Genomic DNA, 13,875 nt, shown 5'->3' with positions numbered 1-13,875 from the left:
GGTGCAAGGTCCGTTCGGCCGAGGGGCTGCCCCGGTCGGGCCTGGAGCTTGGTCGCGGCGACCGTAGTATCGACGGATGTCGACTGAAAGAATCGACTTCGATCGCGCCCGGGAGCCGCGCGATCTGTTGCAGGGCAAGGGGACGCACGGGAGAACCCGTGCCGGGCCGTCCTCCTCCAGTCGGTGCGAACCACGGTCGCCGCCGGACGGCGGCCGACCCCGGGAGGTATGGATGAAACGCATGTTCGGCGTGGTGCTGGCCGCCGCGACCCTTACCCTGGCCGCCGGGCTCGTCACCCCCGCGGTAGCGCAGACCGCACCGGCGGCGACCCCCACCCCCTCGCCGACTCCGGTCTGCCCGCCGGTGCTGCCGATCAACGCCATGGTGACCGGCACGACCGCCACCAGCGTGACCATCACCTACAGCGCGTTCATCGTCCCGCCCTGCGGCTACGACCCGCCGATCACCTTCCACCTCTTCGGCAGCCAGGAGGACGCCACCCAGTGGCAGAACCCGGTGGCCGAGGGCACCTCCGGACCGGAGCGCTCCGGTGCGGTCACCATCGGCGGACTGACCCCGGACACCCAGTACTGGTTCCGGCTCAGCGACGCCCAGGGGGTACGGGACCGGTACGTCATCGGCGGCCCGGCGCGGACCGGATCGACCCCGCCGTGCAGCGCGACCGCCACCATCGACTCCGGATGGGGGACCGGCTTCGTCGTCACGGTCACCGTCCGCAACCCCAGCGAGTCCCAGCTAAACGGCTGGCGGGTGCGGTGGACTACCCCCGGCGGTGAGCGGGTCCAGTCGGTCTGGAACGCGGTGCTGGAGGCGGCCGGGCCCGAGGTGAGGGTGCGGCACGCCGAGTACAACCGGGTCCTGGCCCCGGGCGGATCGACGACCTTCGGCTTCCTGGCGTCGGCCGCCATCGTGCCGCAGGAAATCGTCCTCACCTGCGAGCGGTGGTCCTGACCGGTTCCGGGTATCCAGCCACACGGATGATGGTGAATGCGTTACCGGGTGGTAACGATGTTGTGTCATGGACTCCCCCCTGACCTTGATCGGACTACCCATCGCCCTCGGCGTCATCATGCTCGGTCTGGGTCTCGGCCTGACCGTCGCCGATTTCCGCCGGGTGGCCCACCATCCCAAGGCCGCCGTGATCGCACTGGCCTGCCAGGTGCTGCTGCTACCGGCGCTCTGCTTCGGTCTGGTGCTCGCCTTCGGCCTGCCGCCGGAACTGGCCGTCGGGATGATGCTGCTAGCGGCATCTCCCGGCGGCACCACGGCTAACCTCTACAGTCACCTCTTCGGCGGGCACGTGGCGCTCAACATCACCCTCACCGCCATCAACTCGGTGCTCGCCGTGTTCACCCTGCCGATCGTGGTCAACCTCTCGGCGGCGTACTTCCTCGGTGACGGGCGCAGCATCGGTCTCCAGTTCGACAAGGTGCTCCAGGTCTTCGCCATCGTGCTCGTACCGGTCATCCTCGGCATGCTGGTCCGGGCCTGGGTGCCCCGCCTGGCCGCGAGCCTGAACCGGCCGGTGCGGATCCTGTCGGTGGTCGTACTCGTGGCGGTGATCGCCGGTACCGTGATCGGCGACCGGGAGAACCTGGCCGAGTACTTCGTCTCGGTGGGTCTCGCCGTGCTCGCGTTCAACCTGCTGAGCCTCGCGATCGGGTACGGCGTACCCCGACTGGCCGGGGTGGACCGCGATGCGGCCAAGGCGGCCGGATTCGAGATCGGCATCCACAACAGCACCCTGGCCATCACGATCGCACTCAGCCCGGCCCTGCTGGACAGCAGCCGGATGGCGGTCCCGGCGGCCGTCTACGCCCTTGTCATGTTCTTCACCGCGGCTGCCTTCGGCTACCTGGTCAACCGGCTGGGCACCCGCACCACCACCGCCCCGGGCGACACCACCCTCCATCCAGGAGGCCGAGTGTCGTGACCCGGACAGCCGGCGGCGGGTCGGACGCCAGGCCCCGGCTGTGCAACGATCGATGAGCGCCATGCCGACCCGCCCGCCCGTCGGCCGGTCGCCATGCCGGCACCACGGCAGGCGTACGGGGTGGGCGGCACCTCGTACCCCCTTGGAGAGCCCATGTCCCTCTCTGCGGCTCAGGTCTTCGCGGCGTTGAACGCGGTGCGGCCCCCCGACGAGCCGTCACCGTTCATCGCCAAGGCCGTCGTGCTCGGTGGCAGTGTCGCCGGCCTGCTGGCCGCGCGGGTGCTGGCCGACCATGCGGCCAGCGTCGTCGTCATCGACCGGGACGACCTGCACCTCCCGGGCCCCCGGCCCGGGGTTCCGCAGGGCACCCAACTGCACGCCCTGCTGCCGGGCGGCTTCCTGCACCTGGAACGACTCTTCCCCGGGTTTCGTCGGCTGGCCCTGGCCCAGGGGGCGATCGAGGCACCCCCTGCGGCCCGACGCACCTACCTGGACGGGCGGCTGAAGGTCGTCGTACCGGACGACGCCGACAGCCTGGCCGGCAGCCGCCCCCTGCTGGAGGGGCTGATCCGGCAGCAGGTGCTGCGGCTGCCCAACGTCAAGACGGTCACCGCACGGGCGACCGGTCTGTTGATCGAGGGGGGCCGCGCCACTGGAGTCGAGTACGAGGTCGGCGGTCGGCTCGGGGTGGAGCAGGCGGATCTGGTGGTGGACGCCATGGGCCGGTCCAGTCGGCTCTCCGACTGGCTGGAGCAGGCCGGGTGGGAGCGGCCCGCGATGCGGCGGATGAACGTGCAGCTCAACTACGCCACCGCCGTGTTCCGGCGTCGACAGGACGATCCGGAGCACACCGTCGTGATGGCCCTGAACAGCTATCGGAGGTCGCCGGAGGTGGCGGGGGCGGCCTTCTTCGCCATCGAGGAGGGCCGGTGGATGGCGATGATGGCCGGCTACGCGGACAACCGTCCGGGCCGTACCCCGGAGGACTTCCTGCGTCGGCTGCGCGAGCAGTTCCCACCGGAGTTCCGCGAGGTCGCCGACAGTGAACTGCTCGGCGAGGTGCAGACCTACCGCCACGGGGACAGCCGACGGCGGGACTTCCACACCCTGCGCCGCTTTCCCGCCGGGCTGGTCCCGGTCGGTGACGCGGTAGCCTCCTTCAACCCGGTGTACGGGCAGGGCATCACGGCCGCGGCCCTGCACGCCGCCTGCCTGTCGACCTACCTGCGGCCCGGGCCGGATCTGCGCCAGCCGGCCCGGGAGTTCCTGGCCCTGCAACAGGTGGTGGTCGACGCCGCCTGGTCGCTGTCCACCTCCGCTGATCTGGCCCTGCCGCATGTCGACGGCCCCTACCCCCGGGGCTACCGGCTCTCCAGCTGGGTAAGTCGGCAGATCGTCAACGCCACCATCACGGACGTCGCCACCGCCCGCCGATTCAATGAGGTGGTGTCCATGCGTGAGCATCCGGACTCGCTGGCCACCCCCGGGGTCATCCTGGGTGCCCTGCGGGCGAACCTGCGAGCCCGGTGACCAGGGCACCCCTCTGGTGATCGCGTCGCCGGACCGGCAGAGTGACCTGGGTCGACTGATCACAAGAGGAACCGGGGTGCATGGTGGCGTACGTCTTCCTGCTGCTGGCTATCGCCGCCGAGGTCACCGGCACGAGCCTGCTCAAGGCCACGGAGGGGTTCACCCGGCTGTGGCCGACCGTGGGGCTGGCCGTGTCCTACCTGACGGCGTTCGCCCTGCTCGCCCAGGCGGTCAAGGGCATCGAGGTCGGGGTCGCGTACGCCCTCTGGTCCGGCCTGGGCACCGCGGCGATCGTGGCCATCGGCGCGACCGTGCTGGGGGAGCCCCTGACGGTCACCAAGGTGGTCGGGGTGGGTCTGATCATCGCCGGGGTGGTGCTGCTCAACCTGCGCGGCGCGCACTGACCTGCGGGCCGGCCCTTTCTGCCGAAACGGCGGTGGGGACGCCGGTCGACCGCTAGAGTTGCACTTATTGCAATGCCCGCATATGTTGATCGCCGTCGGCGGGGCGGGAGGGCGCACGATGGGTGCCGGACATGACCACGGCCAGCAGGTGCTGCGCGCGGGAGAGAAGCATCGTGGGCGGTTGTGGGCGGCTTTCGCCCTGCTGGCCGTCTTCATGGTGGTGGAGGCGATCGGGGCCTGGGTGACCGGTTCCCTGGCGCTGCTGTCGGACGCCGGGCACATGTTCACCGACGTGCTCGGCATCGGCATGGCCCTGGCGGCGATCACGGCGGCCAGCCGGGGATCCCGGGACGGCCAACGCACCTTCGGCCTGTACCGGATGGAGGTGCTGGCGGCGCTGGCGAACGCGGTGCTGCTGTTCGGGGTCGCCGTCTACGTCGTGGTGGAGGCGGTACGCCGGTTCGAGGAACCACCGCAGGTGCTGGTCGGCCCCATGCTGACCGTGGCCGTGGCGGGTCTGCTGGCCAACATCGTGGCCTTCCTGCTGCTGCGTTCCGGCTCCAAGGAGAGCCTGAACGTACGCGGGGCCTACCTGGAGGTCCTCGGCGACCTGCTCGCCTCGGTCGGGGTGATCGTCGCCGCCGTGGTGATCGCGCTGACCGACTGGTGGTACGCCGACCCCATCATCGCCGTGGCGGTGGGGGTGTTCATCCTGCCCCGCACCCTCAAGCTGGGGCGGGCCGCCCTGCGGGTGCTCGTGCAGGCCGCCCCGCCGCACCTGGACATCACCGAGGTACGGACCGAACTGCGCGGGGTGGCGGGCGTCGCCGACGTGCACGACCTGCACGTGTGGACCCTGACCTCGGGCATGGAGGTGGCCTCGGCGCACCTGAAACTGACGGCCGGGGCCGACCTGGGCCAGGTGCTCAGCACGGCCCGGCAGGTGCTGCACGACCGCTTCGCGATCGAGCACGCCACCCTCCAGGTGGAGCCCCAGGGCGCCGAGGACGTGTGTCACGGCGCGCACTGGTGAGACCGGGCTCGCGGTGGGTGCGCGGGCTTTCAGCTAGCTGTCAGGAAACCGGGCCAGCATGGGGCGCGTCCCCACACGGAAGGCTGGCAGCGGCATGACGAGGAACACCCGACTGACCCTGGCGATGATCCTGCTGGTCATCCTGGTCATGATCGTTGGGATCGCCGTCAACCGGAACATCGGCCGACCCGCCGCCAGTGGCGCACCGGTCGACGAGGCCGTACTGGTCCGCGAGGACAGCCACCGGCTCAGCACGGCACCCGACGGCAAGGTCACCCTCGTGGAGTTCCTCGACTTCGAGTGCGAGGCGTGCCGGGCGGTCCACCCCTCGATCACCGAGATCCTGGACACCCACCAGGGCCGGATCACCTTCGTGGTGCGGTACTTCCCGATCTCCAGCCACCCCAACGCCGAACTGGCCGCCCGCGCCGCCCAGGCCGCCGCCGAGCAGGGCCGCTTCCCGCAGATGTACGCCGCGTTGTTCGACAACCAGGAGCAGTGGGGGCACCAGAACACCCCGCAGACCGACCGGTTCGTCGGGTACGCCCGCGATCTGGGCCTGGATGTGGACCGCTTCCGGCAGGACCTGGACGCCCCGGCCACCGCCCGACGGGTGGCCGCGGACCGGGCCGACGGTGAGACCGTGGGGGTGCGGGGCACTCCCACCTTCTTCCTCAACGGCCGGGAGTTGACCGGGGTCCGGACCCAGTCGGACATGATCGCCGCCATCGACGCCGCCCTGGCCGGATGAGCGCGACGATGGCCCGCCGGGCGGCGGCTACGGCGCGGCACCGCAATTTCCTGGCCCGGGTCACCGCCTGGGTGCTGACCCTGGGCGGCGGCATCGGCCTGCTGGCCGCCGGCACCCTGACGGTCGAGAAGATCAATCTGCTGGCGGACGCCGACTACGTGCCGACCTGCAGCATCAACCCGATCCTGTCCTGCGGGTCGGTGATGACCACCCCCCAGGCCGCCGCCTTCGGCATCCCGAACCCCCTGCTCGGCATCGCCGGCTTCGCGGTGGTGACCACCCTGGGGGTTCTGCTGCTGGCCCGGGTGCGGCTGCCCGGCTGGTGCTGGCTGGGTCTCCAGGTCGGAGCCACCTTAGGGGTGGTCTTCGTGCACTGGCTGATCTACCAGAGCCTCTACGTCATCTCGGCGCTGTGCCCGTACTGCATGGTGGTCTGGGTCGTCACCATCGCGATCTTCCTCTACACCACCCTGCGCAACCTGGGGGCGGTCGCGCCGGCGTCCCCACTGGCCCGGTTGGCCGGTTACCACAGCCTCATCCTGGTCGTCTGGTACCTGGTGATCATGCTGGCCATCCTGGTCCGGTTCTGGGACTACTGGTCCACCCTCTGGTGAGCCCGCCCTCCGGCACCGGTGTCCGTCGGCCGGGTTCGGGTCAGTGGGCCCTGCGGTGGCGCCGCCAGGAGCCCAGCAGGGCCAGCACCACGATCAAGGCCAGCAGGGTGTACGTGCCGATGCTCAGCTCCCGCTCCAGGTAGCGGTAGGAGGCCGAACCCAGGTAGCCGAGGGTGGACACGGCCGCCGCCCAGAGCAGCCCGCCGGTGAGGTTGGCCCAGCCGAAGATGCGCCGGGGCATTCCACTGGCACCGCTGACCAAGGGCATCAGCACCCGCAGCACGGCCACCCAACGGCCGATCACCACCGCGACCGCCCCTCGGCGGGCCACCAGGCGTCGGGCCCGGTCCAGGTCCAGGCGGCGACGGAGCAGGGCCGGCGCGTGGGCCAGCACCCCCGGCCCGTAACGGCGACCCACCAGGTAGCCGACCTGGTCGCCGAGACAGGCCCCGACCGTCGCGGCGATGATCACCGCCCACAACGGCAGCCCACCCAGGTGGGCCACCACCCCGCCGACCAGGACGACGGCCTCACCGGGCACGAACAACCCCAGCAGGGTCGAGGACTCCAGGGCCGGCAACAGGAACACCAGGGCCAGTACGAGCAGCGGAGGCAGCGCGGCGAGCACGGCCAGGATGCGGTCCATCCGCTGATTCTGGCGGCGGGTACGTCCGGAAATCCCCTGCTCTACGGGGTTGGTAGCACGATCCGGTGGCCGCTGGGCTGCCCGCCGCCGGCCACCGGCCCGGCGTGGTCCACCGGGCCGGTCGCGTGACTCAGGGGGCGGGGACGACCTCCTGGCCCAGCGGCCAGACGGCGGCCGGGACGAGCTTGAAGTTGGCCACCCCGAAGGGGATGCCGATGATGGTCAGGCAGAGGCTGACCCCGGCGACGATGTGGGACAGGGCCAGCCACCAGCCGGCGAGGACCACCCAGATGACGTTGGCGACGCCGGAGGCGACCCCGACTCCGGGCTTGGGGACCAGGGTGCGCCCGAAGGGCCACAGCGAGTACGACGCCAGCCGCAGCGAGGCCACCCCGAAGGGGATGGTGACGACGAGGACGAAACAGATCAGAGCGGCGATGCCGTAGCCGATCGCCAGCACGAGCCCGCCGCCGAAGATGAGCCAGAGCACGTTCAGTACGAATCGGATCATGAACCAATGATGACCGGTGCGCGCCACCGGCCACCGGCGGGGAGGCCGGTGGCCGGTGTGGGCCGGCGAGGGGGAAGGCCGGCCGGTTACGCGCGGTCGGTCAGCCGGTCTGGCCGGTGACGTTGCCGCCGGACTTCGTGACCCGGTAGGTCACCTGGGCACCGCTCCAGAAGTGGAAGGTGAGGGTGACCGGGCTGCCGTCGCGTACCTCACCGAAGAAGGTGTCGGTGAGGGTGATCCGGTTGCCGGTGTAGTCGGGGGCGAAGGTGACGTCGAACTCCTTGAACGACGTCCAGTCGTGCGGGCCGGCGTTGCTGCCGTCGGCGTACCGCGCCTCCATGGTGGCCAACTGGTCGCCCCGGAACTGGGTGGGAATGGCGAAGGCGGCCGTCGTCCCGGTGGCGTTGGACAGCACCGGCGGGTCGTAGCTGATCACGTCGATCCGCCACGGCACGCCGGCCGAGAACCGGGCCTGGAGGGTGGCGTTGACGCCGTACGCCCGGTTGCCGACCAGCCGGGTCACCGCGCTGGCGGTCAGCGTCAACTGGTTGCCGGAGACGGTGTAGTCCGTGCCCCGGACCAGTTCGGTGCTGCCCTGACGCAGACCGGAGAAGGTGGTGCCGTTGAGGTTCAGGGTCAGGGTCTTGGCGGTGATCGAGCCGGTACGCGGCACGTACACCTGGTCGGAGGAGGCGGTGCCGGAGCGGGTCGTCCAGCTCGACTTGATCTGGTTGATCAGCTCGGCGTCCCGCCAGGCGAAGGTGGTCCGGTTGAAGTGCTGACCGTTGTCCCACAGCTGGGTGGTCAGTTGGCGGTGCCGGGCGTAGTACCCGAAGTACTCGAAGAACTTCAGCTTCTCGCCCTGCTGGATGGTGCCGGTGTGCCGGTCGAAGCCGAGCAGCCCGTACTCGCCGATGATCACCGGGATGCCGCGGGCGACGAAGGCGTTGTAGACCCGGTCGAAGGCGTCCACCAGGTCCTGCTGGGTGGTGGCGTCGAAGCGGGTGCCACCGGCGACGTTCACGCTGAACGGCCAGTAGCCGTAGAAGTGCACCGTGGCGATCAGGTTGCGGTCGTTCAGCTGGTTGAGGGTCGTGGTCAGCTCGTTGATCCGGGCCTGCTCGGAGGAGGTGTGCAGGGTCGGCAGGACCAGCATCCGGGTGGCGTTGTTGCCGCCGGAGGCCCGGACGATCCGGTGGAAGTTGACATTCAGCTCGTGCAGCAGTTGCGCGTTCTGGGCGTCACCGGAGCTGTTGGCGAACTGCGGCTCGTTGACGCTCTCGAAGTGCAGCCTGGGTGAGGCGTCCCGGAAGGCCGCCGCGATCTGGGTCCAGAGCGCGTTGTAGCGGTTGAGCACGGTCGTCCGGTTGCTCGGCATCTCGTGGATCCACTGCCAGGAGTCGTGATGCAGGTTGATCATCACGTAGAAGCCGTCGTCCAGGGCCCAGCCGACGACCTCCTTGATCCGGTTCAGCCAGGCCGCGTCGATGGTGTACGAGGGGGCCGGACCGTGGCGGTTGCTCCAGGTGACCGGGATCCGGATGCTGTTGAACCCCTGGGCCCGGATGGCGTCCAACTGGGCCTCGGTGACCCGCGGGTTGCCCCAGGCGGTCTCGTCGGCGCCGACGGAGTCGAAGGTGTTGCCCAGGTTCCAGCCCGGTTGCATCGCGGCCACGTAGGCCATCGGGTCACCGGTCGGCGGCGGGGTCGTGGGGGGAGGGCTGGTCGGCGGCGGGGTGGTGGGGGGTGGGGTGGTCGGGCCCACGCTGCCGGTGCAGGTGACCCCGTTGAGGGCGAACGAGGTGGGGGCCGTGTTGCTGCCGGACCACGAGCCGTTGAAGCCGAAGGACACCGTCTGGTTGGTGCCCAGCGCGGCGTTGTAGCCGACATTGGTGGCGGTGACGTCGTTGCCGCTGGAGGTGACGGTGGCGTTCCACGCCTGGGTCACCCGTTGCCCGGAGGGGAAGGTCCAGGTCAGTCGCCAGCCGTTGAGCGGGTCGCCGAGGTTGGTCAGGTCGACGTTAGCGGTGAAGCCGCCCGGCCACTGGCTCGGCGCGGAGTACACCACTTTGCAGCCGGCCGCCGCCTGGGCGGCACCCGTGCCGACCAGCCCGATCCCGGCCAGCAGGGTGGCGACTCCGACGCCGACCACCCCCAGTCGCCATCGTGTCCTTCGTGGTGTGCGCAGCCCAGCCATGGCGCTCCTCGCGTGGTGATGGTGTCGGGTGGCTGGCCGCCTGTCGCCGGACCGCCGGCAACCTCCGGCCGGCTCGCACAATAAGTTGGGATCATGAACTTTGTCAATCGACACACCACGATATGAAGGGCTGCTGTGCAGGTGATACCCCCGGATTCCCGCTCCGGGTGATCGGCCGGGTCGGGGTCAGAGCCGTCCGGCCACCGTCCGCGCCAGCTCGGTCAGCCGCTTGTTGTACTCCTCCGGTTCATCCGTGCGGACCAGCCGGATGGCCACCCAGACTCCGGAGACGTTGACGAAGACGTTCCAGTCCTCCAGGTACGCCTCGTCACCGATGCCGGACAGGGTCTCGAACTCATGATCGAGGTCGCGGTCGATGTCCAGCATCTTCTTGGCCCCGTCCCCGACATGCACCTCCACCTGCGCCACCGGCCCGGAGACCGGCCCGGTGAACCAGCAGCTCTCCCCGCTGGGCAGCGGGTCGTCCAGGGGGGTACCGGCCACCTTCTCGGCATCCTGCTTGGAGACCAGGGCGCAGGCGTCCACCGGGGTGGCCGCGGGCGGCTCGGGTGCCTCGGTGACCTCGGTCGGCGCCACCGGTTCCGAGGGCGGCGCCGGCGCCGGCGGCGCCGCCGCGGGCTCCGCTCCGCCACAGGCGGCCAGGGTGGCCAGGGCGGTGGCCGTCACGGCGAGTCGAGCGACGGTGGTCAGGTGGCGCACGGTGTCTCCTTCGTCGAGGGTTTCAGCGCGGCAGGGCGTCGACCAGCTCGCGCATCACCTGGGCGTATCCGTCCGGCTGGGCGCCGAGACGCGCGAAGCTGCTCAATGTCACGGTGAAACTGCCCGCGCCGTTGATCACCACCGCTTCCGCCTCGATGTCCTTGACCGCCAGGTAGCCCTTGTCCCCGACACCGAGGTCGGTCACCGACCGGTAGGTCTGGTCGGCCTGCTGGCGCTGGTAGTCGTAGGTCATCTCCCCAGCCTCCCGGGAGGCCGTGGTCACGGTGAGCAGCGCGATCCCGTCGCCGAAGCTGCAGTTGCCCTTGTCGTCCAGTTGCTGGCCGACGATCTCGGCGACCTGCTCGGCGGTGAAGGGGCAGACCGGGCGGACGGACCCGCCGCCGTCGACCGGCAGGTCGAGGTCGGCATCCGAGCCGGCGTCCGGACCGGCAGCGGGCGTCGTCGGCTGGCTGTCGCCGCAGCCGGTCAGTGCCAGGGCCGCCGCGAGCACCACCGGCAGGATCAGTCGTCGCACCTGTCTGCTCTCCTTCTCCAGCCCGGCCGGCAGCGCTGGGCACCAGCGCCACTGACGGTCGGGGTGACCTTGACGGTACGGCCGTGACCAGGCGAAGGAATCCGGTGTTTCCCTAGCCTTTGTGGCCCAGCGTCGCCCCGGGGAAGTCGACCCGGGCCAGCGCCGCGTTGAGTTCGGCCCGCCGGGAGATGCCCAGCTTGCGGTAGACCCGGGAGAGGTTCGTCTCCACCGTCTTGGGGCTGACGAACAACTCGTCGGCGATGGCCCGACTGGTCCGTCCCAGGGCGGCCAGCCGGGCCACCCGTTCCTCCGTGGCGGTCAACCCCGAGGGTGCCGGAGGCCGGCCGCCCAACCGGGCCGCCTCCGCCCGCGCCCGGGCGGCGAAGGCCGCCGCACCCAGCGCCTCGAACTCGCCCGCCGCCGCCGCCAGGGCCTCCCGGGCCGGGCGCTTGCGACGCTGTCGCCGGTGCACGATGCCGGCCACCAGCAGGCAGCGGGCCCGGTCCAGCGGCAGGACCTCCGGTGCCACCGCGGCGCGGGCGGCGACCAGGTCGTCCAGGGCGGCCGAGGGGTCCCCACCGGCGGCGCTGTCCAGCAGGACACGACTGCGTGCCAGGCCCAGCAGGGTCCAGGGCCGGGGCAGGCGGCGGTGCCGTTCGGTCAGCCGGTGCAGGGCGGCGCGGGCGGTGGCCAGGTCACCGGCGGCCACACATGCCTCGATCCAGTCCGGTTCGAAGCGCTGCGCCAGGGGCTCGGTAAGGCCCATCCGGTCCACCGTGGCGGCCAGCCGACCGTACCCGGCCGCCGCCTCGGCGACCCGCCCGGCGCAGAGCGCGACGAAGGCAGCCAGTTGCAGGTGGATGCGGCGGCACCAGTCGTCGTCGAGTTCATCGCCCAGCCGCAGGCCCGCCTCGGCCACCCGCCCCGCCGCCTCCAGCCGTCCCCGCAGGGCGTCCAGCAGGCCGGTCAGCCAGATCTCCGCGGTCAACTCGGTGCCGAGCAGCTCACCGAGGTCTCGGGCCGCTGCGATGTGCCGCTCGGCCAGCGCCCACCGCCCGGCCAGCAACTCCGTCTCACCGAGATGCTTGAGCAGTTCGTACTGGGAGGGTTCGTCGCCGCGGGCCGCCGCCCGGTCCAGCAGCCGGGTCAGCCGCTCACGCGCCCGGTCGGGTTCGTCGATCCCCTTCCACCAGATCGCCGGGATCGTACCGGCCAGCCAGGAGGGTTCGGCCCCCTCCATGCCCAGGGCCCGGTCCAGCAGTTCGGTGCGGGGTGGCTCGCCGGCGCGTACCTCGCTGAAGAACAGGTGCAGCAGGGCGGCGGCCAGCAGCTCCCGGTCGCCACCCGGGCCGGTGAGCAGGGCGATGGCCGCCTCCGCGTGAGTCCGCGCCGGGTCCGGCAGGTCGACGAAGAGGGCCAGGTGGGCGTGGATCCGCCCGGCCAGGGGAGAGCCGGGCTGGGTGGCGGCCAGGGCCCGCCCGGCGGCCGCCAGGGCGGTGCCGCCCGGCTCGTCCGCGCTCCAGGCGACCACCGCGCGCAACAGCAGCGCCTCGGCCCGCAGGTGGCCGGTGAACCCGGCGGCCACCTGTTCGGCGGCCATCCGCGCGCCCGGGTGATCGCCGCAGTCGAACCGGCACCGGGCCGCCGCCAGCAGCCGCTGCCCCAGGGTAGGGCGGTCCTCGGCCGGGGTTAGTCGGGCGGCCGCCTCGTAGAGGTTCGCCGCCGCCTCCGGTGCACCCCGGGTGTGTCGGCGTACGGCGGCAGCGGCCAGGGCGTCGGCGACCACCGGATCGGCCGTGGTGGTGCAGGCGGCCAGCTGACGCACCCGTTCGTCGGGGTCCGCCACCGCCTCGGCCAGCCTGCGGTGCAGCCCTCGCCGTACCCCCGGCGGGATGCCGGCCCGTACCGCCGCCGCGTAGACCGGGTGGGCGAACTGCACCCGGGTCGGGGTCACCATCAGCAGTCCGGCCTCCTCGGCGGGATCGAAGGCGCGCGGGCCGACCCCGGCCGCCGTCAGGTCCCGCAGCAGGGGCACCCCGAGCAGTGCCGCCAGCCGTACAGCGTCGCGGCACCGGATCGGCAGCCCGGCCAGCACCTCCGCCAGGAGTTGGTGGATGGAGGAGGCCACCGGCAGCTCCTGGGCCGGCTCCGGTGGCTTCGGCAGCCGCTGCACCGCCCGGGCCACCTCGATGGCCACCAGCGGATTGCCGCTGGACTCCCGGGCGATGCGGGCCAGCAGGGGACGGTCCAGGACGGCACCGACCCGCTCTCGCAGGACGTGGTGCAGCGCGTGCACACCCAACGGGGTCAACGCCAGCCGGGTCGGTGCGGTGGCGCCCGCGTCGAGCCCCAGTGGGGTGGCCGGCACGGTGGGCCCGCTGGCGCTGCGGCTGCTGACCAGTGTGGCCAGTCCGGGGCCTATCCGGCGCAGGGCGAACCGCAGGGCACGCTCACTCGGCCGATCCAGCCAAGGTGCGTCGTCCACGGCCAGCAGCACCGGCCGCCCCGAGGCGAGCGCCGCCTCCAACAGCGACCGGGTGGCCGCCCCGATCACCCGTTCGTCGATCGTCTCGTCGCTGTCTCCGGTGACCAGCACCGTCTCGGCCGCTACCCGCTGCGGGCGCGGCAGGTCCGCCGCCAGGCCCGCCAGGGGACGCAGCAGGTCGGCCAGGGCGGCGAAGGGGAGGTCGGCCTCGCATTCGGTCGGCGCGCAGGACAGCACCCACCAACCCGCCTGGGTGGCCTCGGCCACCAGGGCCCGCAGCAGGGCCGTCTTACCGATCCCGGCCGGCCCCTCCAGCAGCACCTGCCCGGCCCCGCCCAGTGAGCGCCAGGCCTGGTCGAACACCTCGTCCCGGCCCACGAGCGCACGCCGCATGGGGCGATTCTGGCACCGCCGGGTGTCGCCGACCATCCTGCGGACGCCCGACGCGCCGAGCACGTTCAGCGCCCCGCGCTCCACAGTGGTGCGCGGGGCGC

At 71.6% G+C, this 13,875-nt stretch carries 13 protein-coding genes; 7 read left to right on the top strand and 6 right to left on the bottom strand.

Translation table 11 applies throughout. The annotated features are described in order from the left end of the window. Positions 1–232: 232 nt before the first annotated feature. From ACGFIK_RS17040 to ACGFIK_RS17010, 7 genes are all read left to right on the top strand, one after another. Positions 233–973 (top strand): cellulose binding domain-containing protein, encoded by a 741-nt coding sequence (locus tag ACGFIK_RS17040; protein ID WP_327026975.1) that lies wholly within the window; start codon positions 233–235, stop codon positions 971–973. 67 nt (positions 974–1,040) lie between these two features. Then, positions 1,041–1,955 (top strand): bile acid:sodium symporter family protein, encoded by a 915-nt coding sequence (locus ACGFIK_RS17035; protein WP_393340136.1) that lies wholly within the window; start codon positions 1,041–1,043, stop codon positions 1,953–1,955. 153 nt (positions 1,956–2,108) lie between these two features. Further along, the gene (locus ACGFIK_RS17030) at positions 2,109–3,485 is read left to right on the top strand and encodes an FAD-dependent oxidoreductase (protein WP_393340134.1); all 1,377 of its coding nucleotides are present in this window, start codon (positions 2,109–2,111) and stop codon (positions 3,483–3,485) included. Positions 3,486–3,565: 80 nt separating this feature from the next. Continuing rightward, positions 3,566–3,889: a DMT family transporter gene (locus ACGFIK_RS17025; RefSeq protein WP_393340131.1), complete on the top strand. Its 324-nt coding sequence runs from the start codon at positions 3,566–3,568 to the stop codon at positions 3,887–3,889. A gap of 118 nt (positions 3,890–4,007) precedes the next feature. Beyond that, a complete protein-coding gene (locus ACGFIK_RS17020) occupies positions 4,008–4,922 on the top strand; it encodes a cation diffusion facilitator family transporter (protein ID WP_327026969.1) in 915 nt (304 codons plus the stop codon). A gap of 94 nt (positions 4,923–5,016) precedes the next feature. Further along, the gene (locus ACGFIK_RS17015; protein ID WP_393340128.1) at positions 5,017–5,673 is read left to right on the top strand and encodes a DsbA family protein; all 657 of its coding nucleotides are present in this window, start codon (positions 5,017–5,019) and stop codon (positions 5,671–5,673) included. Further along, a complete protein-coding gene (locus ACGFIK_RS17010; RefSeq protein ID WP_393340126.1) occupies positions 5,670–6,287 on the top strand; it encodes a vitamin K epoxide reductase family protein in 618 nt (205 codons plus the stop codon). The genes ACGFIK_RS17015 and ACGFIK_RS17010 overlap by 4 nt, the downstream gene beginning before the upstream one ends. Before the next feature lie 40 nt (positions 6,288–6,327). On the opposite strand, the gene ACGFIK_RS17005 is transcribed toward ACGFIK_RS17010, so the two are convergent. The 6 genes from ACGFIK_RS17005 to ACGFIK_RS16980 form a co-directional block, all read right to left on the bottom strand. Next, positions 6,328–6,933 (bottom strand): DedA family protein, encoded by a 606-nt coding sequence (locus ACGFIK_RS17005; protein ID WP_393340123.1) that lies wholly within the window; start codon positions 6,931–6,933, stop codon positions 6,328–6,330. A 130-nt stretch (positions 6,934–7,063) separates the two neighbouring features. Further along, positions 7,064–7,444: a YccF domain-containing protein gene (locus ACGFIK_RS17000; RefSeq protein WP_327026965.1), complete on the bottom strand. Its 381-nt coding sequence runs from the start codon at positions 7,442–7,444 to the stop codon at positions 7,064–7,066. A 100-nt stretch (positions 7,445–7,544) separates the two neighbouring features. Continuing rightward, positions 7,545–9,641, bottom strand: coding sequence for a cellulase family glycosylhydrolase (locus ACGFIK_RS16995; RefSeq protein WP_393340121.1), 2,097 nt, complete (start codon positions 9,639–9,641; stop codon positions 7,545–7,547). A 186-nt stretch (positions 9,642–9,827) separates the two neighbouring features. Beyond that, positions 9,828–10,361, bottom strand: a complete 534-nt coding sequence (locus ACGFIK_RS16990; RefSeq protein WP_327026962.1) for a hypothetical protein — start codon at positions 10,359–10,361, stop codon at positions 9,828–9,830. Positions 10,362–10,383: 22 nt separating this feature from the next. Continuing rightward, positions 10,384–10,896 (bottom strand): hypothetical protein, encoded by a 513-nt coding sequence (locus tag ACGFIK_RS16985; protein ID WP_327026960.1) that lies wholly within the window; start codon positions 10,894–10,896, stop codon positions 10,384–10,386. A gap of 112 nt (positions 10,897–11,008) precedes the next feature. Beyond that, the gene (locus ACGFIK_RS16980; RefSeq protein ID WP_393340117.1) at positions 11,009–13,774 is read right to left on the bottom strand and encodes an AAA family ATPase; all 2,766 of its coding nucleotides are present in this window, start codon (positions 13,772–13,774) and stop codon (positions 11,009–11,011) included. Positions 13,775–13,875: the final 101 nt, after the last annotated feature.

The sequence above is a fragment of the Micromonospora sp. NPDC048871 genome (assembly GCF_043198155.1).
Taxonomy (GTDB): Bacteria; Actinomycetota; Actinomycetes; order Mycobacteriales; family Micromonosporaceae; genus Micromonospora.
Note: the sequence above shows the minus strand (reverse complement) of the source record. Positions and strands in the feature narration are given on the sequence as shown.